The following is a 24,023-nucleotide window of genomic DNA, read 5'->3' on the forward strand; positions in this document are numbered from 1 at the left end:
AATCATTAAGGCATTAAACTGGCAGGGACGGGCAAACGGAGTGACCTTTTGCCTGCGGCGCCAAACATGCGCCGCAGGTCTTATCAGATCGTTAACGCTGCCCCTCGGATCGGGGAGGATCTTTACTCTTTGCCGGTCACGGCAGAGAGGACGCGCGCCCAGGAGCGCATGCCGCGGTGAAAGCTCGTGAGATCGTATTTCTCGTTCGGCGAATGGATGAGGTCGTCATCCTTGCCGAAGCCGATGAGCATCGAATCCATGTCGAGCACCGTCTTGAAATAGCCCGCGACCGGGATCGAGCCGCCGGCGCCGATGAAGGCCGCCTCCTTCGGCCATTCGTCGCTGAGGGCCTGGCGCGCCTGCTCGAAGGCCGGATTGTCGGTCGCCATGACCGAGGCGGGGGAGGCGCCGTGATCGTGGAAGCTCACCTCGCAGTCGCGCGGCAGCATCTCGCGGACCATCTCCTGGAAGCTCTCGCGGATGGCGATCGGGTCCTGCGTGCCGACGAGCCGGAACGAGATCTTGGCGGAGGCCTTCGACGGCAGCACCGTCTTGAAGCCATCGCCCTCGTAGCCGCCCGAGATGCCGTTGACCTCGCAGGTTGGCCGCGACCAGATCATCTCCAGCACCGAGCGGCCACGCTCGCCGGCAGGCTCGCTGAGGCCGACGGCGCCGAGGAAGGCCTCGGGGTCGAAGCCGAGCCCCTGCCACTGGTCGCGCATCTCCTGGCTGAGCTCCGGCACGCCATCGTAGAAGCCGGGCACGGTGACGCGGCCGGTTTCGTCATGCAGCGAGGCGATGACCCGGGCGAGCACGCGGATCGGGTTGGCCGCCGGGCCGCCATAGCCGCCCGAATGCAGATCGCGGTCGGGGCCGGTGATGGTGATCTCCTGCCCCAGAAGGCCGCGCAGCATGGTGGTGACGGCCGGCGTCTCGGCATCGAATAGGCCGGTGTCGCAGATGAGCGCGAGGTCGCAGCTCAGCTCCTCCTTGTTCTCCTTGAGGAACGGCACGAGCGAGGGCGAGCCGGATTCCTCCTCGCCCTCGAGGAAGATGGTGATCCGGCAGGGCAGGGCGCCATTGACCGCCACCCAGGCCCGGCAGGCCTCGATGAAGGTCATGAGCTGGCCCTTGTCGTCGCTGGCGCCGCGGGCGCGGATGATCTTGCCGTCGGGCCCGTCCTCGATGATCGGCTCGAAGGGCGGCTGGGTCCAGAGGCTCAGCGGGTCGACCGGCTGCACATCATAGTGGCCGTAGAAGAGCAGGTGCGGCCCGTCCTCCGGCCCGCCATGGGCGACGACCATCGGATGGCCCGGCGTCGGCCGGGCGGAGGCGTCGAAGCCGATGGAGGCGAGGTCGGCGACGAGGACCTCGGCGGCCTTCGCGCAATCGGCCTTGTAGGCCGGGTCGGTCGAGATCGAGGGGATGGCGAGAAGCGCCATCAACCGCTCCAGCGCGGTGTCGAGATCGGAATCGAGTTTGGTGAGAACGGCGTCGAGGCTCATGGGGGCTCCTGGGCTCGGGATTTGCCCCGGAGGCTAAGGAACAAGGGCGGGAGTTTCCAGCGATGCCGCGACACACCGTCCCGCCCCCGGGGGCCGTCCGATCAACCTGGCGTGACCGGGGGGGGGTGGGCGCGAAGAGCGGCGGCCGGGTGCGGGAGCTTGGCCGCTTTGGCTGAGGCCCGGGCCGGATCGGGGCGGGCACCGGACCCAGCGCGATGACGGAGAGACGGGCGACGTTGCGGCAAGAGCGGCGCAGCGGTGCGGTCCCGGGTGCGATTCCCGCGAAAAGCGCAGGTTTCACAGGGGTCTAGGGGCCGGCATCGGGCCTGCGAGGCGCCTTCTGCGCCCGCACTGGCAGGCCCCCAGCCAAGCATGGCCGGCGCTGCGAGGGCGACACTCCCGTTGGCTCAAGGGGGGTGGTTAACCCCTTCATAAGACCGCTCGCCGAAACTGGAGGGTGCCCCGTGCGGCCCTCCTCACCGGGCCGCGCCGGGCCTCCGACCGCGGGCCGAAGCCGCCTGCCGCCTTCCCCTCCGGCATGGCCCTCGGAGTTGACCTGCATCAAGGCGGGGGATAGGCCCCTCCGGCAAAGAGGTGCCGGCCCGGGATGCCGCCCCTTGACGGGGCGCGCTTCGGGCAAACCGGCACGGAAAGAAGGAATGGCCTCGTGACCTTTGACGCGATGCTCGACAAGGCGCTCAACTCCCTCCACGAAGAGGGGCGCTACCGCACCTTTATCGACATCGCGCGCACGCGCGGACATTTTCCCTATGCGAGCTGGTCCCGCCCCGACGGGACGGAGCAGCCGGTCACCATCTGGTGCGGCAACGACTATCTCGGCATGGGCCAGCATCCCGTCGTGCTCTCTGCGATGCACGAGGCCGTCGACGCCGCGGGCGCCGGCTCGGGCGGCACGCGCAACATCTCGGGCACCACGATCTGGCATAAGGCGCTGGAAGCGGAGCTCGCCGACCTTCACGGCAAGGACGCGGCGCTCCTCTTCACCTCGGCCTATATCGCCAATGACGCGACGCTGAGCACGCTGCCGAAGCTCTTTCCCGGCCTCATCATCTATTCGGATGCCCTGAACCACGCCTCGATGATCGAGGGCATCCGCCGCAACGGCGGCGCCAAGCGCGTCTTCCGCCACAACGACGTGGCGCATCTGCGCGCGCTCCTCGAGGCCGACGATCCGGCCGCGCCGAAGCTCATCGCCTTCGAATCGGTCTATTCGATGGATGGCGATTTCGGCCCGGTGGAAGAGATCGTGGCGCTGGCCGAGGAATTCGGCGCGCTCACCTATCTCGACGAGGTCCATGCCGTCGGCCTTTACGGGCCGCGCGGCGGCGGCGTCTCCGAGGCGCTGGGGCTGGCCGGCCGGATCGACATCATCAACGGCACGCTCGGCAAGGCCTTCGGCGTGATGGGCGGCTATATCGCCGCCTCGGCCAAGATGTGCGACGCCATCCGCTCCTATGCGCCGGGCTTCATCTTCACCACCTCGCTGCCGCCCGCCGTGGCGGCCGGTGCGGCGGCCAGTGTGAAGCATCTCAAGGGCGACCAGGCGCTGCGCGAGCGGCACCAGACCCAGGCGAAGATCCTCAAGACGCGGCTGAAGGGGCTCGGCCTGCCGATCATCGATCATGGCAGCCATATCGTGCCGCTGATCGTCGGCGATCCGGTGCATACCAAGATGCTGTCCGACATGCTGCTCGCCGATTTCGGCATCTATGTGCAGCCCATCAACTTCCCCACCGTGCCTCGGGGTACGGAGCGTCTGCGCTTCACGCCCTCGCCGGTGCATGGCCCGAAGGAGATGGATGCACTGGTCCACGCGCTCGACTCGCTGTGGTCGCAATGCGCGCTGAACCGCATCGAACTCGCCGGCTGATCGCCCGGTTGCGCGGCAAAACGCCCAATCGGGCGCCGTGCAGCCCACGATGCGCGAGATTGCGCCGAGCCATTTTTCAAAACTTTTCTGCGGATGCGGGGCCCTTCGGTGTATGTTAGGCGCAGGCAGGCGGCGCTTGTCGATTCGACGCGCCCGGGGGATGTAAGGCAGGCAGAAAGGCGGCTCGCGCTCATGATTGGTCGCGGCTTCAGGCGGGACAGGGACGCCCAGGAAGACGAAGCAAAAGGCTTCGACGCATTCGAATTGCGTCTGGGCGATCTGATGCGCGGCGAGCGCGCCACGATGGGCAAGAGCCTGCTCGATGTGCAGCGCGAATTGCGCATCAAGGCCGCCTATATCGCCGCCATCGAGAATTGCGACCCGACCGCGTTCGACACGCCCGGCTTCATCGCCGGCTACGTCCGCTCCTACGCGCGCTATCTCAACATGGACCCGGATTGGGCCTTCGAGACCTTCTGCCGCGAGTCGGGCTTCGCCACGGCGCACGGCATGTCCGAGGCCGCCTCTGTCGTGAAACCGACGCGCGAAGAGCGGCTCGCCGCCAGCTCCTTCGCCGGGCGCGACATCTTCTCGGCCTCGACGACGCCCTTCATCCCGGCGGGGGAGCGGATGTTCTCCGGCCTCGAGCCGCGCGCCATCGGCTCGCTCGCCGTCCTCGCGGTGCTGATCGGCGGGCTCGGCTACGGCGGCTGGTCGCTCCTCCAGCAGGTGCAGAAGGTGACCTTCGCGCCGGTCGAGCAATCGCCCGTCGTCCTGTCCGATGTCGACCCGCTCGCCGGCGGCAGCCGCGCGACGGAGCCGGGTTACGAGGCCGAAGAGGTGGCGGCGATGACGCTGCCCTCTGCCGAGGCGCTGGAGCGGCTCTATCGCCCCGAGGCGCTGGACGTGCCCGTCCTCACCCGCCGCGACGGCCCGATTGCCGCGCTCGACCCCGATGCCACCGGCGCCCTGGCGCCCGGCCAGGGCGACCCCGAAGCGCGCGCCATCGCCGCCGCGCTCGCCGGCCCGTCCGGCCCGGGGATCCTGCCCGGCGAGGTCGGCTCCGGCGCGCTGGCCGAAGCGGCGCTGGCCGATGCCTCCGGCGGGGCCGGCTCCGCCGTGCAGGTGACCGAGGGCGAGGCGCCCGAGGTGATGCTCGTCGCCGTCCGGCCCGCCTGGCTGCGCGTCCGCTCCGCCTCCGGCACCGTGATCTTCGAGGGCATCCTCGACGCCGGCCAGACCTTCGACCTGCCGCAGACGGAGGAGCCCGCCGTGCTCCGCGTCGGCGAAAGCGGGGCGCTCTATTTCGCCGTCAACGGCCAGCATTACGGCCCCGCCGGCGACCGGGGGGCCGTGACCGATGGCGTCACGCTCTCGGCGCAGACGCTGACGCAAGAATATGCGGCGGCCGATCTCACGCAGGATGCCGACCTGGCCGAATATGTGCGCGTCGCCGAGGCCCGGCTCACCGATTAACCGCGCCGGCCTGACTTGCACCCCGGGCCGGGGTGCCCCAGATGGTGTGTCATGACCCACAATCCCGTTCGCCCCTGGCGCAACATCGAGCGCCGCAAGTCGCGCCTCATCCATGTCGGCTCCGTGCCGGTGGGGGGCGATGCGCCGATCTCCGTCCAGACGATGACCAACACGCTGACGACCGATGTGCGCGGCACCATCGCCCAGGTGCAGGCGGCGGCGGAGGCGGGGGCCGACATCGTGCGCGTCTCGGTGCCCGACGAGGCCTCCTCGAAGGCCCTGAAGGAGATCGTGCGCGAAAGCCCGGTGCCGATCGTCGCCGACATCCATTTCCACTACCGGCGCGCCATCGAGAGCGCCGAGGCGGGCGCGGCCTGCCTGCGCATCAACCCCGGCAACATCGGCTCTGAGGACCGCGTGCGCGAGGTGATCCGCGCCGCCCGCGACCACGGCTGCTCGATGCGCATCGGCGTGAATGCGGGGAGCCTCGAGAAGGACCTCCTCGAGAAATACGGCGAGCCCTGCCCGGAGGCGATGGTCGAGAGCGGCCTCGATCACATCAAGATCCTCGAAGACAACGACTTTCACGAGTTCAAGATCTCGGTGAAGGCCTCCGACGTCTTCCTCGCCGCCGCCGCCTATCAGGCGCTGTCGGAGGCGACGGACGCGCCCATCCACCTTGGCATCACCGAGGCGGGCGGGCTCATGTCCGGCACGATCAAGAGCGCCATCGGCCTCGGCAACCTCCTCTGGATGGGCATCGGCGACACGATCCGCGTCTCGCTCTCCGCCGATCCGGTGGAGGAGGTGCGCGTGGGCTACGAGATCCTGAAGAGCCTCGGCCTCCGCCACCGCGGCGTCAACATCATCTCCTGCCCGAGCTGCGCGCGGCAGGGCTTCGACGTCATCAAGACGGTCGAGATCCTCGAGGAGCGGCTCGCCCATATCAAGGAACCGATGAGCCTCTCGATCATCGGCTGCGTGGTCAACGGCCCCGGCGAGGCGCTGATGACCGACGTGGGCTTCACCGGCGGCGGCTCGGGCCACGGCATGGTCTATCTCGCCGGCAAGCAGAGCCACCGGATGGATAATGCGGCGATGATCGAGCACATCGTCGAAGAGGTCGAGAAGAAGGCCGCCCAGCTCGCCGCCACCAAGGAGGCGGCGGAGTAGGGGGCGCCTTCACCTCCTCAGGAATTTTCCGGAGCGAGGACAGGGGCCCCGATCCCCTGTTTCATCTGGCCAAAAATACCTCGGAGGTGTGGATGCAGAGCCTCCACCCGGCCCAAAGGGCCGGCGCCCCCCTCACCGGTAGCCGCCCCCTCAGCCTTCGTCGCGCAGCTCCGCCACCATCGCCTGCATCGAGGCCAGCGGCACGTAGCCCCGCACCATCTGGTCGGCGACGACGAAGGTCGGCGTGCCGTTGATCCTGAGCCGCGTCGCGAGGTCGTGGTTCGCCTCGATCTCGGCGGCGACCTCTTCCGTCGCCATCGCCTCGATGAGCGGCGCCGGGTCGAAGCCGAAGGTCTCCGCCAGCCCGGCGAGGCTCTCTTCCGTCACGTCGGCGCGCATGACCATGAGCGCGTCGTGGACCTCCTTGTAGGCCTCGTCGCCATGGATCTGCTTCACGGCCACCGCGAATTGCGAGGCCAGAAGCGACTGCTCGCCGAGGATCGGGAATTCCTTCAGGATGAAGCGGATGTTGCCGTCACCGGCCACCAGCTCCTCGACCTCGGCGAAGGCCTGCCGGCAATAGCCGCAGCGGTAGTCCATGAATTCGATCAGCGTGATGTCGCCGTCGGGATTTCCGCCCACCCAGGAGCGGCCGTCATCGAGGAGATCGCCCATGTTCTCGTCCACCAGCGCCGCATCGGCGGCGCCGGCCGCGGCCGTCTCGCGCTGCTCGAGGACGGAGATCGCCTCCATCAGCACCTCGGGATTGTCGAGCAGATAGGCGCGCACCTCCTCGCGGAAGGCGGCCCGCTCCTCGTCGTTCATGTCGGTCAGGCCCTCGGCAAAGGCGGGGGCGACAAGGGGCGCGGGGGCGGCGAGGGACATGAGCCCCCCGATCAGAAGAGCGTGAAAGCGGCGCATGGGGAAATCCTCCGGGTCGGGTGGCGTTGACGGGGCGCCCCCGCCCTTGGCAGAACTGGCGCGACAATAGAGGCGGGCGGATGCAGGTTTCAAGACGGGGCGATGTCGATCCGTTCATCGTGATGGATGTGATGGAAAGGGCCCGCGCGGCCGAGGCCGCCGGGCGGCACATCATCCATATGGAGGTCGGCCAGCCGAGCACCGGCGCGCCCGCCGGCGCCCTCGCGCGGCTCGCGGCAGAGATGCCGGCGGACCCGCTCGGCTATTCCGTTGCCCTCGGGCTCCCCGAGCTTCGCGCCCGTATCGCGCGGCATTACGGCGAGTGGTACGGGGTCGATCTCGACCCCGGCCGCGTCATCGTGACCGCCGGCGCCTCGGGGGCGTTCCTCCTCTCCTTCACGGCGCTCTTCGATGCCGGGGCGCGGGTCGGGCTGGCGCTGCCCTGCTACCCCTCCTACCGGCAGATCCTGAAGGCGCTGTCGCTGGAGCCGGTGCATATCCGCACCCGCCTCGCCGCCGGGCTCCAGCCGGAGCCGGAGGAGCTGGAGGGGCTTGGGCTCGATGGCCTCCTCCTCGCCAGCCCGAACAACCCGACGGGGGCGATGCTCTCCCGCGAGCGGCTTGCGGAGCTCGCCGAGGCGGCGGAGGCGCGGGGCATCGCGCTCATCTCCGACGAGATCTACCACGGCATCGGCGACCGCCCCACCTCGGCCCTCAAGGTGACGGACGAGGTGCATGTCATCAATTCCTTCTCGAAGTACTTCTCCATGACCGGCTGGCGGGTCGGCTGGATGGTCGTGCCCGAGGCGCATGTGCGGATCATTGAGCGGCTCGCCCAGAACATGTTCATCTGCCCCTCCCATGCCGCCCAGCGGCTGGCGCTCCATGCCTTCGACTTCCCGGAGGAGCTGGAGGCCAATGCCGCCGTCTATGCCGCCAACCGCGCGCGCATGGTGGAGGGGCTGGCCGCCATGGGGCTCGGCCGCATCGCTCCGGCCGACGGCGCCTTCTACATCTATGCCGATGTCTCCGCCGTCACCGGCGACAGCCTGGCCCTGGCGGAGGAGATCCTCGCCGAGGCCGGGGTGGCCGTCACGCCCGGGCTCGATTTCGACCCCGAGGAGGGGCACCGCTGGCTGCGCTTCTCCTACGCGCGAAGCACGGCCGACATCGAGGAAGGGCTCACGCGGCTCGCCACCTTCTTCGCCCGCCGGGCGGCGGCATGAGGGCGCTCCTCGCCGCGCTGGCGCTGCTCCTCGCCACGCCGCTGGCCGCGCAGGAATTCTCGGCCCTCGCCCGGCTCGACGTGGCGCAGAGCCAGATCCGCGACGAGGGCGACGGGCTGGCGGCCGAGCTGCACATGAGCCAGGCCGTGCCCTTCCGCGCCTTCACGCTCGCGGACCCGTGGCGGCTGGTGCTCGACTTCCGCGAGCTGGATTTCCGCGGCGCGACGCGGCTCGGCCTCCTCAATGCCGACAATGCCGGCGACGTGCGCTTCGGCCCCGTCCGCGCCGGCTGGTCGCGTCTGGTCGTCGACCTTGCTGCGCCCATGCGGATCGGCACCGCCGGGCTGCGCGTCGATCCCGCCTCCGGCGAGGCGGTGCTGCGCGTCACGCTCGACGCCGCGGCGGAGGAGACGGCCCGCGCTGAGGCCGGCGCCCCCGAGGCGCCCGGCTGGGAGGATGCCGAGCCGGCGCTGATCCCCGAGCCCCCGGCGGAGGAGGGGCCGCTCGTCGTCGTCATCGACCCCGGCCACGGCGGCATCGACCCCGGAGCCGAGCGGGCCGGCCTCTCGGAGGCGGCGCTGATGCTGACGCTCGCGCGCGAGCTGTCCGAATCGCTCTCCCGCGCCGGGATGGCGCCGGTGCTGACGCGGACGGAGGATGTCTTCGTGCCGCTGCAGGAGCGCATCTCCATCGCCCGGGCCGCCGGCGCCGATGTCATGATCTCGCTTCATGCCGATGCGCTCGAGGATGACAGCACCACCTCCGGCGCCTCGATCTACACCCTCTCGGCGGCGGCCGAGAGCGAGGCCTCTGCGCGCATGGCCGAGCGGCACGAGCGCGGCGACATCCTCGGCGGCGTCGACCTGACGGGGCAGGACGATTCCATCGCCACCATCCTCATGCAGCTCGCCCGCACCGAGACCGGCCCCGCCGGGCTCCGCCTCGCCGATGCCCTGCTGACGGCGCTGCAGGAGGAGGGCGCGCGGCTGCGCACCAATCCCCGCCGCGAGGCGCTGCTCGCCGTGCTGACGGCGGCGGACTTCCCGGCGGTGCTGGTGGAGGTGGGCTTCCTCTCCTCCGAACGCGACCGCGCCGGCCTGTCGACGCCGGAGGGCCGCGCGCCCATCGTCGCGGGCATCACCACGGCGCTCCGCCGCTGGGAGGCGGAGGAGGCGACGCGGGCGCCACTCCTGCGACGTTGAGCAAAGATATCTCCTCGAAAATCCTGGCCAGGAGTTTTCGGGGAAAAATCCTCTAGGCAGCACCTCGCGCAGCCGCCACCCCGCGCAATCGTGCTTTTGACCCCGGCTCCCCCCGCGCCTATATGGCGGGGACAACAGCGCGCGGGCCCATGATCCGATTCCTCTTCTCGATCTTCGGCGGCATCTTCTCGATGCTGACCCTTGGCGCCATCATGGCCGGCATCGGCCTTGGTGGCATTTTCTTTGCCTATGGCCGGGATCTGCCGAGCGTCGAGGTGCTGGCGCAGTATACACCCGCCACCATCAGCCGCGTCTATTCGGCCGAGGGGCGGATCATCGACGAATTCGCCACCGAGCGGCGCATCTTCCTGCCCGCCGAAGAGATCCCCGAGCTGGTGAAGCATGCCTTCGTCTCGGCGGAAGATCAGAACTTCTACACCCACCCGGGCTATGACATCCGCGGCATGGCCGCCGCCTTCGTCGAGGCGGTGCAGAGCCGGGGGCGCGACCTGCGCGGCGCCTCGACCATCACCCAGCAGGTGATGAAGAACTTTCTGCTCGACGGCTCGCGCACGGCCGAGCGGAAGATCAAGGAGCTGATCCTCGCCACGCGGATCGAGCGGGCGCTCGACAAGGAGCATATCCTCGAGCTCTACCTGAACGAGATCTTCCTCGGGCAGAATTCCTACGGCGTCGCCGCCGCCGCCCAGACCTATTTCAACAAGCCGCTGTCGGACGTGACCGCCGCCGAGGCCGCCTATCTGGCGGCGCTCGCCCAGCGGCCGAGCTCGCTTCATCCCGTGCGCGACCACGAGGATGCCATCGCCCGGCGCAACTATGTGCTCGGCCGGATGGAGGAGGATGGCTACATCACCGCCGCCGAGCTGGAAGAGGGCCGGGCCGACCCGCTCCGCACCGTCCAATCGGGCGATTTCGAGCCCTTCCGCCGCTCGCTGCCGCCCCGCGACTACTTCACCGACGAGATCCGCCGGCAACTCTCCGCCCGCTATTCGGACGAGGAGTTCTTCACCGGCGGCCTGTCGATCCGCGCCACCATCGACCCCGAAATGCAGGCCGTCGCCGCACAGGCCCTGCAGCGCGAGCTCGAGAGCTTCGACCGGGGGCTCGGCTCTTGGCGGGGCACGGGCCGGACGCTCGAGCCCGAGGCGCTGGAGAGTGAAGAGGCCTGGCGCGCCGCGCTCGCCGAAACCGACGTGCCGCGCGACATCCATCTCGAGAGCGACTGGCTGCCGGCCGTCGTCCTCTCCATCGAGGATCAGGTGCTACACCTCGGCATCGAGGGCGTGCCCATGGACGGGCCCGAGCCACCCGAGGTGCCGCGCGAGGACATCCAGTGGATCTCCGGCGATTTCTTCGACAATTTCGAGGTCGGCGACGTGGTGCTCGTCCGCCGCATGACCTCCGATTCCGACGGCTCGTTCCTGCGCTGGACGCTCCGCCAGGTGCCGGAGGTCGAGGGCGGCTTCATGGCGATGGACGTGAACACCGGCCGCGTCATCGCCATGCAGGGCGGCTTCTCCTACCAGCATTCGGTCTTCAACCGGGCGACGCAGGCCTATCGGCAGCCCGGCTCGGCCTTCAAGCCCTTCGTCTATGCCGCCGCGCTCGACTCCGGCTACACGCCCGCGACGATCGTCGTCGATGCGCCGATCGAGGTGGATACCGGCGCCGGCATCTGGCGGCCGGAGAATTCCTCGCGCCAGTATTACGGGCCGACGCCGCTGCGCACCGGCATCGAGCAGTCGCGGAACCTCATGACCGTTCGCCTCGCGCAGGAGATCGGCATGGATACCGTCGCCGAATATGCCGAGCGCTTCGGCGTCTATGACGACATGCACCAGGTGCTCGCTGCCTCTCTCGGCGCCGACGAGACGACGCTCTACCGCGTGGTCGCCGCCTATGCGATGTTCGCCAACGGCGGCGAGCGGGTCGAGCCGACGCTGGTCGACCGGGTGCAGGACCGCTTCGGCAACACGATCTACAGCCATGAGGCGCGCAGTTGCGACGATTGCACGCTGGAGGCGCTGCCGACCGGCGAGGCGCCGCATATCCGCTCCAACCGCGAGCGGATCATGAATGCGGTGACTGCCTATCAGATCACCTCGATGATGCAGGGCGTGGTGCAGCGCGGCACCGCCTCGGGCGCCATCAACCTGCCGGTGCCGACGGCGGGCAAGACCGGCACGTCCAACGATGCGCGCGACGCCTGGTTCGTGGGCTTCACCTCCAACATCGTCGCCGGCTGCTTCATCGGTTATGACACGCCCCGCCCGATGATGGGCGGGCGCGGCTATGGCGGCACGCTCTGCGCGCCGGTCTTCCAGGAATTCATGCAGGAGGCGGTGCAGACCTATGGCGGCGGCGCCTTCAACGTCCCGCCGGATTGCCGCTTCATCAACATCGACCGCTACACGGGTTCGCGCCTGCCCGACGGCGCCTCTGGCCCGAATGTGCAGGCCGAGTGCTTCCGCATCGGGGAAGAGCCGCTCTTCGGCATCACCTTCGACGGCGGCTTCGCCATGGCGGCGGACCTGCCGCTCTATGACGAGGTGATGGCGAGCTCGCGGAACGTCACCACCTCGACCGGCTCGACGGCGACGGTGGGCCCGAAGCCGACCTACGGGGCGCTGTCCTCGGGCGGGCTCTACTAGGCCCGCACCTCGCCCGTCCCGGGCGAGACGGTCCCGCCCGGAGGCGGCGCGCTTGCCGCGCTGCCGCCGGGGCGGTATCAGGCCGGAACTCTGGAATTGAAGGCGATCCCCATGCGCGCCGAGACGCGAGACCATATCGAGGCGATCGAGAAATCGCTCCATCTCTACAGCCAGCGCATCGGCTGGGAGAGTGCGAAGCACCGGCTCGAGGAATTCAACGCCCGCGTCGAGGATCCGACGCTCTGGGACGACCCCGCCGGCGCCCAGAAGCTGATGCGCGACCGCCAGACCCTCGTCGACCAGATCGCCGCCTACGAGAGCCTCTCGGGCGATCTCGAGATGAACCGCGAGCTGATCGAGATGGGCGAGATGGAGGATGATGCCGAGGTCGTGGCCGAGGCCGAGACCGCCATCGCCGCCCTCGCAGAGAAGGCCGCGCAGAAAGAGCTGGAAGCGCTGCTCGACGGCGAGGCCGACGGCAACGACACCTTCCTCGAGATCAACGCCGGCGCCGGCGGCACCGAGGCCTGCGACTGGGCGCAGATGCTGCAGCGCATGTATGTGCGCTGGGCGGAGGCGCATGGCTACGAGGTCGAGCTGCAATCGGAAGAGGCCGGCGCCGAGGCCGGCATCAAGTCCGTCGCCTACAAGATCTCCGGCAAGAATGCCTATGGCTGGCTGAAGTCCGAAAGCGGCGTGCACCGGCTGGTGCGCATCTCGCCCTTCGGCAAGGGCACGCGCGAGACCTCCTTCGCCTCCGTCTGGGTCTATCCGGTGGTCGATGAGAACATCGACATCGAGGTGAACCCGGCCGACATCCGCGTCGATACCTTCCGGTCGTCCGGCGCCGGCGGGCAGCACGTCAACACCACCGATTCGGCGGTGCGGATCACCCACCTGCCGACGGGGATCGTCACCACCTCCTCCATGAAGTCGCAGCACCAGAACCGCGACATCGCCATGACGGCCCTGAAGGCGCGGCTTTATCAGATGGAGCTCGACCGGCGGACGGCGGATATCAACGCCGCGCACGAGGCCAAGGGCTCCGCCGGCTGGGGCAACCAGATCCGCTCCTACGTCCTGCAGCCCTACCAGATGGTGAAGGACCTGCGCACCAACCACGAGACCTCCGACACCGCCGGCGTGCTCGACGGCGATCTGGACGGCTTCATGGCGGCGACGCTGGCGCAGCAGCTCTCCGGCAAGTCGCGCGCCGAGGCGGGCGTCGAGTAGGGCCCGCCCGCCGGCATCTGGACATGAGCAAAAGGGCGCCTCTCGGGGCGCCCTTCGTCGTTCGGGGGCGGGCGGGCGCGAAATCCTGTTGGCGGCGGGGCCCGGCCGGGCGAGGATGCCGGCGGCCAGGGCAGGGGGCGGCAGTGAGCGATCTGACGCAGAGGTCGGCGAGTGAGCTCGCGGTGATGATCGGGCGGCGGGAGGTTTCCGCCACCGAGGTCATGGCCGCGCATCTGGCGGCGATCCGCGAGCGGAACGCGGCGCTCAACGCCATCGTCTCCATGGCGGAGCCGGAGGAGCTGATGGCGGCGGCGCAGGCGGCCGATGCGGCGGAGCCCGTGGGGCCGCTCCATGGCCTGCCGCTCGCGGTGAAGGACCTCTCTCACGCCGCGGGCTTTCCGACCTCGATGGGCTCGCCGATCCATGCCGGCGAGGTGGCGGAGGTGGATGACCTGCATGTGGCGCGGCTGCGCCGGGCCGGGGCCATCGTCGTGGGCAAGACCAATGTGCCGGAGTTCGGGCTCGGCTCGCAGAGCTACAATCCCGTCTTCGGGCGGACCGGCCTGCCGGGCGATCCGGGGCTGACAGCGGGCGGCTCCTCCGGCGGGGCGGCGGCGGCGCTGGCGGCGCGCCTGGTGCCGCTCGCCGATGGCTCCGACATGATGGGCTCGCTGCGCAACCCCGCCGGCTGGTGCGGCATCTGGAGCCTGCGGCCGACCTGGGGGCTGGTGCCCGGGGATGGCGAGGGCGACCTCTTCCTCCATCCGCTCTCGACCGTCGGGCCGATGGGCCGGGTGCCGGCGGATGTTGAGCTCATGCTCTCGGTCATGGCGGGGCCGGATGCGCGGCACCCCTTCCCGGCGCCCGCCTATCGCCCCTTGCCGGAGGACTCGCCGCTGCCCCACCGCATCGGCTGGCTCGGCGACTGGGGCGGGGCGCTGCCGATGGAGGAGGGGGTGCTCCGCGCCTGCGAGTACCAGCTCGCCCGGCTGGCAGAGGCGGGGGCGGAGGTGGCGCCCGTGGCGCCCCCCCTGCCTGCAGAGGCGCTCTGGGAGGCCTGGACCACGCTCCGCTCCCTCGCCGTGGCGGGCAGCCTCGGCCCCTATCTCGACGCGCCGGAGAGGCGGGACCGGCTGAAGCCGGCGGCGATCTGGGAGGTGGAGCGGGGACGGGCGCTCGGCGCCTCGCAGATCCTGCGGGCCTCCGCGCTCCGCTCCGACTGGTTTCGGGCGGCCTCGGCGCTTTTCGAACAGCACGACATGCTGGCCCTGCCGACGGCGCAGTGCTTCCCCTATACCATCGGCACCGACTGGCCGGGCGAGATCGCCGGGCGGGCGATGGACAGCTACCACCGCTGGATGGAGGTCACCGTCGCCGCGGCGCTGATCGGCCTGCCGGTGCTGACGATGCCGATCCGGGGGCGGCGGATGGGGCTGCAGCTCATCGGCCCGAAGGGGTCGGACGCGCGGCTCCTCGCCTATGCGAAGGCCGTCGAGGCCCGCTGAAACGCGAAAGGCCCCGCCGGGGCGGGGCCTCCTGGTGCCTGCGGACGGGCCGGCCTTACTCGGCGGCTTCGGTCTGCTTCGGTTTCGGCAGCGACTTGGCGGAGGCGGTCGACAGCGGGTCGTCCTGGCGCTGCACCGAGCCCTCGAAATGCGCACCGCTCTCGATGGCGATGGTCTTGTGGATGATGTCACCCTCGACGCGGGCCGAGGAGGTCAGGCGAACCTTGAGGCCGCGCACGCGACCGACGATCCGGCCGTGGATCACCACATCATCCGCCGTGAGCTCGCCCTTCACCGTGGCGCCTTCGCCGACGGTCAGCAGATGGGCGCGGATGTCGCCCTGCACATTGCCCTCGATCTGGATGTCACCGGTGGTCTTGATGTTCCCCTCGATCACGAGATCGGCGGACAGAACGGAGGCCGGGGGCTTCTGCTTCGGGGTCACGGGGCGGGCATCTCCTGTCGGGGCCGGAGCCGGGGCACTCGATTGCTGCGGGGCTTCGCCAGCCTTGGGCCCGGGCTCGTTGATTTTGCTCTTAGAAAACATCTTGGCCAGCTCTTATGTAGATCATTGGGTTGATCGCCTGACCGCCGACGCGAACCTCATAGTGAAGATGAGGGCCCGTCGACCGTCCGGAATTTCCCATATCACCGATACGCTCGCCTTGCGAGACTCTTTGCCCGACTTGCACGCGAATGGCATTGAGATGCCCATAGCGCGTCTCGATGCCGAATTCGTGCTGGATCTTGATGAGCCGCCCGTAGCCGGAGGACCAGCCGGCATGGGTCACGACGCCATCGGCGGTCGAATAGACGGGCGTGCCGATGGCGGCGGCGAGGTCGACGCCCTCGTGCATCCGGCCCCAGCGCTGGCCGAAGGGCGAGGTGTAGCGGAAGGCGTTCTGCACGGGCATGGCGAAGGGCGCCCGCTCGGCGGCGATCCGGTAGAGGTTGATGCGGTCGAGCGACGACAGGATGCCGTTGGCGCGCAGCGTGTCCGCCGTCTCGGGCTCGTCGTTCATGGTCGAGAAGCTGAGCGGCGTCAGCGGGCCGCCGGTGCCGGAATAGCCCTGGCGGACGGCGCTGAGCATGTCGTCGGGATTCATGCCGGCGGCGCGGAACATGTCGTCGAGCGGCTCGACGGAGACGAGCACCGCCTCCTCGAGCTGGCGGAAGATCTCGTCGTTGCGATCTTCCATCAGGCGGAGCTCGAGCTCGAGCTCGGCGGCATGGGAGAGCGCGAAATCGGCATCGGCGGCGATGGTGTCGCGCTCCTCGGCCGTGCGGGCGAGCGCGTCGGAGAGGATCTCGACCGTCCCCGTCATCTCGTCATCGCCCGCGGCGAGCGCCACCGGGGCGCCCTCGCCATCGGTCAGCCCCTCGATCGTGTCGAGCGCCGCGTCGCGCTCGTTCATGACGCGCAGGAGCGTTTCCTGCACCACATCCAGCCCGCGCTCGGCCTCGCGGCGGCGATCCTCGAGCGCCAGGATCTCGCTCTGCATGGCAGAGATCTGGGCGAGGGCGGAGGAGAAGCGCTCCTGCGCCGCCACGGCCTCTCCGGCGCGCATGTCGCGCTCGCTGGAAAGCGCGTTCAGCCGGTCCTCGTAGATGATGCGGTCGCGCTGCGCCTGGGCGCGGAAATTGCCGGCGCCGATGGAATCCATGAGGAGGATGGCGGTGGCAACGATGGCCCAGCCGACGAGAAGCGTCGCGCCGGCCCAGATGCCGAGCTGCATCCCCGGACGCAGCCGGATGAATCGGGTCTGATAGTCGGATTTCAGGAAGAGGCGCCGCTCGGGGAACCTGCGTTCCATCACGGCATGAATTGCAAGTGCCAGTCGTGACCGCACGCGTCCGAATCCCCGTTCTGTCCCCTCGAGTCCGCCTTTGCAGATGCGCAACAGACCCGGGAAAGCTGATAGAGGCCGTGCAGAAACCGTGCAAGCGGCGCGGGGAGCCGAGCGGGCGATTCGTGCGGAATTACGCCAAATCGGCAAGAAATCGCGCATCGCCTGCTGCAAGAGCGCCCGCCAAGCCGGTGGAAAGGGGCGCTTTTCGCCCCTCCGGCCGCGCCGTTTGTCAGCCTTTGGTGAGCGCGGAGAGCACCGCCTCGGCATGGCCCTTCACCCGGGCGACGGTCCAGTGCGCGCTGATCGTCCCCGGCGCCTCGATGGCGAAGGTGGAGCGGATGAGGCCCATGTAGCTCTTGCCGAAGGTGGTCTTCTCGCCCCAGACACCGAACGCCCGCGCCGCCGCTGCGCCCTCGTCGGCGAGGAGCGGCAGGGCCAGCCCGGCCTTCTGGATGAAGCGCCGGTGGCTCTCGATCCCGTCGGGCGAGATGCCGAAGATCCGGTAGCCGGCGGCGGCGAAGGCCTCCGCCCGGGCCGAGAAATCCTGCAACTCGCTGGTGCAGCCGGAGGTGGCGTCCTTCGGATAGAAGATCAGCAAGGCGCGGGAGAGCTCCGCGAGGGCGACCGTGCCTCCGGTGCCGTCCAGGGTCAGCGCCGGCACCTTGTCGCCGGGGCCGAGGGGGGCGTTCGCCTGTGCCATGTCATCCTCGCTTTGCTGCCGTCGAGGCTCTGCTCTAGTCTGGGCCGGGGGATGTCAACAGGCGGGGATATGGCAGAAGAGACCGGGCCGCCGGCCGAAAGCGCCGGCGGGCGAGGCACGAGGCCCCCCCGCAAGCGGCGGCTCATCATGACGCGGGGCGCACCGGCGGCGATCGGCGCGCTGGTGCTTGCCGTGTTCCTCTCGCCGCTTCTGCTCCTCGGGCACGAGGTCTCTGCGCCGAGCTGGCTGGCCCGCAAGGTCGAGGCGAGCGCGGCGCGCGCGCTCGACGGCGGCGCCATCGCCATGGAGGAGATGGTGCTGATCCTCGGCACCGACCTGCACCCCCGCGTGCGGCTCCGCGGCGCCGAGCTGAGCGATGCGGGCGGCCGCGAGCTGGCGCGGGTGCCGGAGATCGACATGCTCTTCTCGCCGCGGGGGCTGGTCCTCCGCCGCGAGCTTCTGGTGCAGGAGGTCGTGCTCACCGGCGCCGCCCTGCAGCTCGACCGCGATGCCGAGGGGCGGCTGGAGCTGGCCTTCGGCGGCGAGGCCTCCTTCGGGGCGGGAGGGCGCACGCCGGCATCGGCGGCACTGCCGGGCGCGGGCGAGGGGCTCACCGGGCTTCTGACCGCGTTCGATGCGCTCTTCGACCGCCCGGCGCTGGAGGCGCTGGAGCGGGTGCGGGCCGAGGGGCTCGTCGTCAATTACCAGGACGACCGCGCCGGGCGGAACTGGGTGGTGGACGGCGGGCGGCTGTCGCTCGACCTCAGGGCCGGCGAGACCCGGCTGACCGGCGATCTGGCGCTTCTGTCCGGGCGCTCCTACGTCAGCACGCTGGAGCTCAGCTACCGCTCGCGCCGCGGCACGCCGGAGGCGGAGCTGGTGCTGGAGGCGCGCGACGTCTCGGCCCGCGACATCGCCACGCAAAGCCCGGCGCTCGCCTGGCTCGGCCTTCTCGATGCGCCGATCTCGGCGCGGCTCGCGGGCTCGGTCACCGCCGATGGCGCGCTCGGCGCGCTCGCCGCCGAGCTCGACATCGCCGAGGGGCTCCTCCGCCCCGATCCGGCGGCGCCCGGCATCCCCTTCGAGAGCGCCCGCGCCGCGCTCGCCTTCGACCCGGCGGCGGGGGAGCTTCGCTTCGACGAGATCGCGCTGACCAGCCGCTGGGGCACGCTGGCCGCCTCCGGCGAGACCTGGCTGCAGGGGATGGATGGCGGCCTGCCGACCGCGCTCACCGGCCAGATCCGCCTCGCCCCCTCGACGCTCGGCCCGGGCGGGCCGCTGCCAGCCCCGCTGGCGGTGGCGGAGGCGCATGCGACCTTCCGGCTCGGCCTCGCGCCCTTCCGGCTGGAGGTGGCGGAGGCCGGCGTCACGCTGGGGGCCGTGGCCGGGGCAGACGGGAGCGCCGCAGAAGACCCGATCCGCCTGACCGGCAGCGGCGAGGTCGCGGTGACGCGCGAGGGCTGGCAGGTCTCGGCCGACGCGACGAGCGCTGGGGCGGAGATCGCATCGCTGCTGGCGCTCTGGCCGGAGGCGATGAAGCCGAAGACCCGCCTCTGGCTCGCCGAGAACGTGGCGGAGGCGCGCTTCACCGGCATCGCCGCCGGGCTGGCGCTCCGCCCCGGCGCGCCGTCGGCCTGGCAGGTCACCACCGGCTTCGAGGGCGCGAGCATCCGCCCGCTCCGCCGCCTGCCGCCGATCACCGGCGGCGCGGGGTCGCTCTCCTTCGACGGCCAGCGCCTGACGGTGCTGCTCGAGGAGGGCGAGGTGAGCCCGCCGCTCGGCGGACGGCTCGACATGGCGGGCACCGTCTTCAGCATCCCCGACGTGCGAATCCGCGAGGCGCCGGCGGAGGTGCGCCTGGCGGCGGCGGGGAGCATCACGGCGGGGCTGTCGCTGCTCGACCTGCCGCCCTTCGAATTCATGACCAAGGCCAACCGCCCGGTGACGCTGGCAGACGGCCGCGCCCGCGCCTGGGGCGTGATCCGCCTGCCCCTGAAGGCGCGGATCGGCCCCGGCGAGGCGCGGTTCGAGATCGAGGCGGCGCTGACCGATGTCGTCAGCAGCGCCGTGGTGGAGGGGCAGGAGCTGCGCGCCGCCGCCCTGTCGCTCACGGTCACGGGCGAGGCGCTGACCATCGCCGGCCCGGCGCGGCTCGGCCCCGCCGCGGCCGATTTCACCTGGCGCCTGCCGCTCGGGCCGCGCGAGAGCCGCCCGCCGGCGACGCTCGTGGCCGATGTCGCCCTGTCGCCGCAGGCGCTCGAGGCCTTCGGCATCGTCCTGCCGCCCGGCACGATGACCGGCGCCGGGCAGGGGCGGCTGGAGATGACCTTCGCCCTGGGCGCCGCGCCCCGCTACCGGCTGACCTCCGACCTCGCCGGCATCGGCCTTCGCGTGCCGCAGATCGGCTGGTCGAAACCGGCGGGGGCGAGGGGCGATTTCAGCGTCGAGGGTCAGATCGGCCCGGCGCCGACGGTCGAGGCCATCTCGCTCTCCGCCGCCGGGCTGACGGCGGAGGGCAGCATCCGCCTCGCCGCCGGCGGCGGGCTGGAACGCGCGCGACTGACGCGCCTCAGCATCGGCGACTGGCTCGACGCGCCGGTGGACATCACCGGCCGCGGCCCCGGCGCCGCGCCGGCCATCACGCTGCGCGGCGGCAGGCTCGACCTCGGGCAGGCGAGCTTCGGCGGCGGCGGAGGCGGCGGGGCCGGGCCGCTCGAGGTGACGCTCGACCGGCTCGAGGTCACGGAGGGCATCGCCCTCACGGGCTTTCGCGGCAGTTTCAGCGGCGCGCTGCAGGGCCGCTTCACGGCACGGGTGAACGGCGGGCAGGAGGTCACGGGCGCCACCGAGCCGACGGAGGCGGGCCTCGCCGTCCGCATCCTGTCGCCCGACGCCGGGGCGGTGATGCGCGATCTGGCGCTGATCGACACCGCCCGGGGCGGCGCGCTCGATCTCGTCCTGCAACCCCGCGGAGAGCGCGGCACCTATGATGGGCAGCTCGCCATCACCGACCTGCGCGTGCAGGACGCGCCGGCCATGGCGGCGCTGCTTGACGCCGTCTCCATCGTCGGGGCCTTCCAGCAGCTCGACGGGCAGGGGCTGTCCTTCACCGAACTGGACGCGACGTTCACCCTCGCCCCGGGGCTCATCACCATCCGCCAGGCCAGCGCCATCGGCCCCAGCCTTGGCATCTCGCTGGACGGCTATTACACGACCGCCGGCAAGATCATGGATTTCCAGGGCGTCGTGTCACCATTCTACTTCATCAACGGGATCGGCTCGCTGCTGACGCGGCCGGGCGAGGGGCTGATCGGCTTCAACTTCACGCTGGCGGGGCCGGCGTCGGACCCTGCCGTGCAGGTGAACCCGCTCTCCGCCTTCACGCCCGGCATGTTCCGCGAGATCTTCCGCCGCCCGGCGCCGGGGGCAGAATGAAGCTCTCCGATTTCGATTTCGACCTGCCGGAGGAGCTCATCGCGACCCGGCCCGCTCGGCCGCGGTCTTCGGCGAAGCTCCTCCATGCCGAGGCGGGCGGGCTCAGCGACCGCCGGGTCAGCGACCTGCCAGAGATCCTGCGGCCCGGCGACCTGCTGGTGCTGAACGACACGCGCGTCATCCCCGCCCGGCTCACGGGCACCCGCCGCCGCGGCGAGGCCGAGGCGCGGATCGAGGTGACGCTGGCGGCGCCGAAGGGCGACGGGCTCTGGCAGGCCCTCGTCAAGCCGCTGCGCAAATGGGCAGAGGGGGAGGAGGTGCGCTTTTCGCCCCGCCTCTCGGCGGTTCTCGAGGGCCGCGACGGCGACATGGCGCTCATCCGCCTCTCCGCCGAGGGCGATCTCGACGCCGCCCTCGCCGAGGCCGGCGCCATGCCGCTCCCTCCTTACATCGCCGCCCGCCGCCCGGCGGATGCCGCCGATCTCACCGATTACCAGACCATCTGGGCCGCTCGCGCCGGCGCCGTCGCCGCCCCCACGGCGTCGCTGCATTTCGACGAGGCGCTCATGGCCGCTCTCGATGCCCGCGGCGTCGAGCGCACCCATGTGACGCTGCATGTCGGCGCCGGCACCTTCCTGCCGGTGAAGGTGGATGACGTCTCCGAACACCGGATGCATGCCGAATGGGGCGACGTCACCGCCCCCGCCGCCGCCGCCATCGCCCGGGCGAAGGCGGAGGGCCGCCGGGTGATCCCCGTCGGCACCACGGCGCTTCGCCTGATCGAGGCCGCCAAGGGCCGCGAATGGACCGGCGATACCGATATCTTCATCCGTCCGGGCTATGAGTTCGCCGTGGCCGACGGGCTCATGACCAATTTCCACCTGCCGAAATCGACGTTGATGATGCTCGTCTCGGCGCTGATGGGCCGCGAGCGCATCATGGCGCTTTACGCCCATGCCATCGCCGGGCAATACCGCTTCTTCTCCTACGGGGATTCGTCCCTCCTCATCCCCTGATCCTTCATCTGGCCGAAAACACCTCGGAGGTGTGGAGGCAGGGCCTCCGCGCGAGCCGGCGGGCTGGGGGGCCCCGGGCCCCCCGAGACCGCCGGTTGCCTTCTCGCCCCACAAATGATGCCTTGGCCCCAGTCCCCGAAGGAGCCGCCGATGTTCACCGTCCTCCGATCCTCCTGGCCGCTCTTCCTCGGCCTCTTCATGATGATGATCGGCAACGGCCTCCAAGGGACCGTCCTCGGCCTTCGCGGCGCGATGGAGAGCTTCTCCACCTCGACCATGTCCTACGTCATGGCCTGCTATTTCGCCGGTTTTCTCTTCGCGAGCCGCATCGCCCCCCGGCTCATTCGCAATGTCGGCCATGTGCGCGTCTTCGCGGCGCTCGGCTCGACCATCTCGGCGATCCTCATCCTCTATCCGACGCTCGTCGACCCCTGGGCCTGGATGCTCGGCCGGGTGGTCATCGGCTTCTGCTTCTGCGGCGTCTACATCACCTGCGAGAGCTGGCTGAACGACAGCGCCACGAACGAGACGCGGGGCAAGGCCCTGTCGCTCTACATGATCGTGCAGCTCGCCGGGATCGTGGCGGCGCAATACATCGTCCTTCTCGGCGATGTCGGCGGCTATGTGCTCTTCATCATCCCCTCGGTGCTGGTGAGCCTCGCCTTCGCGCCGATCCTGCTCTCCGTCGGCACCGTGCCGGCCTTTCAGCAGACGAAGCCCCTGCCGCTCGGCCGGCTGATCTCCGCCTCGCCACTGGCGGCGGTGGGGATGTTCCTTCTTGGCGGGGTCTTCGCGGCGCAGTTCGGCATGGCGGCGGTCTACGGGGCCGAGGCGGGGATGAGCGTGCCGCAGATCTCCACCATGATCTCGGCGATCTACATCGCCGCGCTGGTGCTGCAGTACCCGATCGGCTGGGCCTCTGACCGGGTGGACCGGCGGATCCTCATCGTCGCCATCTCGCTGATCGGCGGGGTGCTGGGGCTCCTCGGCCTCTTCTCCGGCAGCTATCTGTGCACGCTCATTGCCGCTGCGGCCATCGGCGGGGCGTCGAACCCGCTCTATGCGCTGCTCATCGCCTATGCCAACGACTATCTCGACCGCGACGACATGGCCGCCGCCTCCGGCGGCTTCCTTTTCGTCAACGGCGTCGGCGCCGTCTTCGGCCCGATCCTCGTCGGCTTCGTGATGAGCACCGTCGGCCCCGGCGGCTACTGGGTCTACATGTCGTTGCTGCTCCTCGCCCTCGGCGCCTACGGGCTCTGGCGGATGACCCAGCGCTCCCGCCCGGCGATGGCAGAGGCGGAGTCCGCCCCGGTGCCTTATACGCCCGTCCTCGCCTCGGCGACCTCGGTCGCCGCGGAGGTGGCGCAGGAGGTCTATATAGAGGCGGAGGAGGAGCTCGAGGGCCCCGAAACCTCGCCGGATGACCCCAAATCGGGCAGCCTGCCGCAGGATCCACCCACGATTGATGACAGAAAAGCAACATGACGCGAAGGCAGGGCGCCCTGACTGGATTTGCCCGCCCGCTCGTGCCACTTCTTTCTGTCAAGAAACGCAGGCGGATACCAAAGCGAGGAACATCCCATGGCCGGCCCCGATGACGTGCTGAAGTTCTGGCTCGACGAGGTCACCCCCGAGGATTGGTACAAGGGCAGCCCCGAGCTCGACGCCGAGATCACGGACCGCTTCCAGGGTCTGTGGAGCAACGTCATGGACGGGATCGGCAGCCTCTGGCTGACCTATCCCTCCGGCTGCCTCGCCTATATCATCCTGACCGACCAGTTCCCCCGCAACATGTTCCGCGGCACCGCGCGGGCCTTCGCCTCCGACAGGCTGGCGCGCGAGGCGGCCATCTCGGCCATCGGCCATGATTACGACCTGAAGATCGACGCGCCGGCGCGGTGCTTCTTCTACATGCCGCTCGAGCATTCCGAGAACATGTTCGACCAGGATCGCGCCGTCCGGCTCTTCAAGGACCGGCTGCCCGATCATCCGGAGTTCCTGCTGCATGCCTGCGCCCACCGCCAGGTGATCCGCCGCTTCGGCCGCTTCCCCTTCCGCAACGAGGCGCTCGGCCGCGAGAGCTCGGCGGAGGAGGCGGCCTGGCTCAAGGGCGGCGGCTACGGCTCGATGGTGCGCTCGCTGCAGGAAGAGCATTCCGCCGCCTGAACGGCGCTCGCGCGCCCTCGCACCCCGCGAGCCCGCGCCGCGCCTGCGG

At 70.2% G+C, this 24,023-nt stretch carries 17 protein-coding genes; 12 read left to right on the forward strand and 5 right to left on the reverse strand.

What is annotated here, in order from left to right; genetic code table 11:
• Nucleotides 1-122: 122 nt before the first annotated feature.
• Entirely contained in the window at nucleotides 123-1,505 is a 1,383-nt protein-coding gene (locus tag ACAZ03_RS06100) for a M20/M25/M40 family metallo-hydrolase (protein WP_373356523.1), read from the reverse strand.
• A 682-nt stretch (nucleotides 1,506-2,187) separates the two neighbouring features.
• Here ACAZ03_RS06100 and hemA point away from each other — a divergent pair.
• The 3 genes from hemA to ispG all read left to right on the forward strand — a co-directional run bounded on the left by hemA (nucleotide 2,188) and on the right by ispG (nucleotide 6,045).
• Nucleotides 2,188-3,396, forward strand: a complete 1,209-nt coding sequence (gene hemA / locus ACAZ03_RS06105; RefSeq protein WP_373357053.1) for a 5-aminolevulinate synthase — start codon at nucleotides 2,188-2,190, stop codon at nucleotides 3,394-3,396.
• 192 nt (nucleotides 3,397-3,588) lie between these two features.
• Entirely contained in the window at nucleotides 3,589-4,872 is a 1,284-nt protein-coding gene (locus ACAZ03_RS06110; protein WP_373356524.1) for a helix-turn-helix domain-containing protein, read from the forward strand.
• A gap of 51 nt (nucleotides 4,873-4,923) precedes the next feature.
• Nucleotides 4,924-6,045 carry a flavodoxin-dependent (E)-4-hydroxy-3-methylbut-2-enyl-diphosphate synthase gene (gene ispG, locus ACAZ03_RS06115; protein WP_373356525.1) on the forward strand — a complete coding sequence of 374 codons (1,122 nt, stop codon included), beginning with the start codon at nucleotides 4,924-4,926 and terminating at the stop codon, nucleotides 6,043-6,045.
• A gap of 150 nt (nucleotides 6,046-6,195) precedes the next feature.
• Here ispG and ACAZ03_RS06120 read toward each other — a convergent pair whose 3' ends face one another.
• Nucleotides 6,196-6,966 (reverse strand): DsbA family protein, encoded by a 771-nt coding sequence (locus ACAZ03_RS06120; protein WP_373356526.1) that lies wholly within the window; start codon nucleotides 6,964-6,966, stop codon nucleotides 6,196-6,198.
• Nucleotides 6,967-7,046: 80 nt separating this feature from the next.
• Here ACAZ03_RS06120 and ACAZ03_RS06125 point away from each other — a divergent pair, with 80 nt between their 5' ends.
• The 5 genes from ACAZ03_RS06125 to ACAZ03_RS06145 all read left to right on the forward strand — a co-directional run bounded on the left by ACAZ03_RS06125 (nucleotide 7,047) and on the right by ACAZ03_RS06145 (nucleotide 14,804).
• A complete protein-coding gene (locus ACAZ03_RS06125; RefSeq protein ID WP_373356527.1) occupies nucleotides 7,047-8,192 on the forward strand; it encodes a pyridoxal phosphate-dependent aminotransferase in 1,146 nt (381 codons plus the stop codon).
• Nucleotides 8,189-9,394, forward strand: coding sequence for an N-acetylmuramoyl-L-alanine amidase (locus ACAZ03_RS06130; RefSeq protein ID WP_373356528.1), 1,206 nt, complete (start codon nucleotides 8,189-8,191; stop codon nucleotides 9,392-9,394). The genes ACAZ03_RS06125 and ACAZ03_RS06130 overlap by 4 nt, the downstream gene beginning before the upstream one ends.
• A 149-nt stretch (nucleotides 9,395-9,543) precedes the next feature.
• The gene (locus ACAZ03_RS06135; RefSeq protein ID WP_373356529.1) at nucleotides 9,544-12,066 is read left to right on the forward strand and encodes a penicillin-binding protein 1A; all 2,523 of its coding nucleotides are present in this window, start codon (nucleotides 9,544-9,546) and stop codon (nucleotides 12,064-12,066) included.
• A gap of 111 nt (nucleotides 12,067-12,177) precedes the next feature.
• Nucleotides 12,178-13,299, forward strand: a complete 1,122-nt coding sequence (gene prfB, locus ACAZ03_RS06140) for a peptide chain release factor 2 (RefSeq protein ID WP_373356530.1) — start codon at nucleotides 12,178-12,180, stop codon at nucleotides 13,297-13,299.
• Between the two features lie 143 nt (nucleotides 13,300-13,442).
• A complete protein-coding gene (locus ACAZ03_RS06145) occupies nucleotides 13,443-14,804 on the forward strand; it encodes an amidase (protein ID WP_373356531.1) in 1,362 nt (453 codons plus the stop codon).
• 55 nt (nucleotides 14,805-14,859) lie between these two features.
• On the opposite strand, the gene ACAZ03_RS06150 is transcribed toward ACAZ03_RS06145, so the two are convergent.
• From ACAZ03_RS06150 to ACAZ03_RS06160, 3 genes are all read right to left on the reverse strand, one after another.
• Nucleotides 14,860-15,351, reverse strand: coding sequence for a polymer-forming cytoskeletal protein (locus ACAZ03_RS06150; RefSeq protein WP_373356532.1), 492 nt, complete (start codon nucleotides 15,349-15,351; stop codon nucleotides 14,860-14,862).
• Nucleotides 15,341-16,654, reverse strand: a complete 1,314-nt coding sequence (locus ACAZ03_RS06155) for a DUF5930 domain-containing protein (protein ID WP_373356533.1) — start codon at nucleotides 16,652-16,654, stop codon at nucleotides 15,341-15,343. Before ACAZ03_RS06155 ends, ACAZ03_RS06150 begins: the two co-directional genes overlap by 11 nt.
• Nucleotides 16,655-16,883: 229 nt before the next feature.
• A complete protein-coding gene (locus ACAZ03_RS06160) occupies nucleotides 16,884-17,354 on the reverse strand; it encodes a peroxiredoxin (RefSeq protein ID WP_373356534.1) in 471 nt (156 codons plus the stop codon).
• 69 nt (nucleotides 17,355-17,423) lie between these two features.
• Between ACAZ03_RS06160 and ACAZ03_RS06165 the strand changes: the two genes are divergently transcribed.
• The 4 genes from ACAZ03_RS06165 to ACAZ03_RS06180 all read left to right on the forward strand — a co-directional run bounded on the left by ACAZ03_RS06165 (nucleotide 17,424) and on the right by ACAZ03_RS06180 (nucleotide 23,974).
• On the forward strand, nucleotides 17,424-20,789 hold the full coding sequence (locus ACAZ03_RS06165; RefSeq protein ID WP_373356535.1) for an AsmA-like C-terminal region-containing protein: 3,366 nt from the start codon (nucleotides 17,424-17,426) through the stop codon (nucleotides 20,787-20,789).
• Nucleotides 20,786-21,805, forward strand: a complete 1,020-nt coding sequence (gene queA / locus ACAZ03_RS06170; RefSeq protein ID WP_373356536.1) for a tRNA preQ1(34) S-adenosylmethionine ribosyltransferase-isomerase QueA — start codon at nucleotides 20,786-20,788, stop codon at nucleotides 21,803-21,805. The genes ACAZ03_RS06165 and queA overlap by 4 nt, the downstream gene beginning before the upstream one ends.
• Nucleotides 21,806-21,955: 150 nt before the next feature.
• Nucleotides 21,956-23,293, forward strand: coding sequence for an MFS transporter (locus ACAZ03_RS06175; RefSeq protein ID WP_373356537.1), 1,338 nt, complete (start codon nucleotides 21,956-21,958; stop codon nucleotides 23,291-23,293).
• A 96-nt stretch (nucleotides 23,294-23,389) separates the two neighbouring features.
• Complete coding sequence (locus tag ACAZ03_RS06180; protein ID WP_373356538.1) at nucleotides 23,390-23,974, forward strand: DUF924 family protein; 585 nt, start codon at nucleotides 23,390-23,392, stop codon at nucleotides 23,972-23,974.
• Nucleotides 23,975-24,023: the final 49 nt, after the last annotated feature.

This window comes from Pseudoroseicyclus sp. CXY001, assembly GCF_041714655.1.
In the GTDB taxonomy this organism is placed as follows: Bacteria; Pseudomonadota; Alphaproteobacteria; order Rhodobacterales; family Rhodobacteraceae; genus Pseudoroseicyclus_A.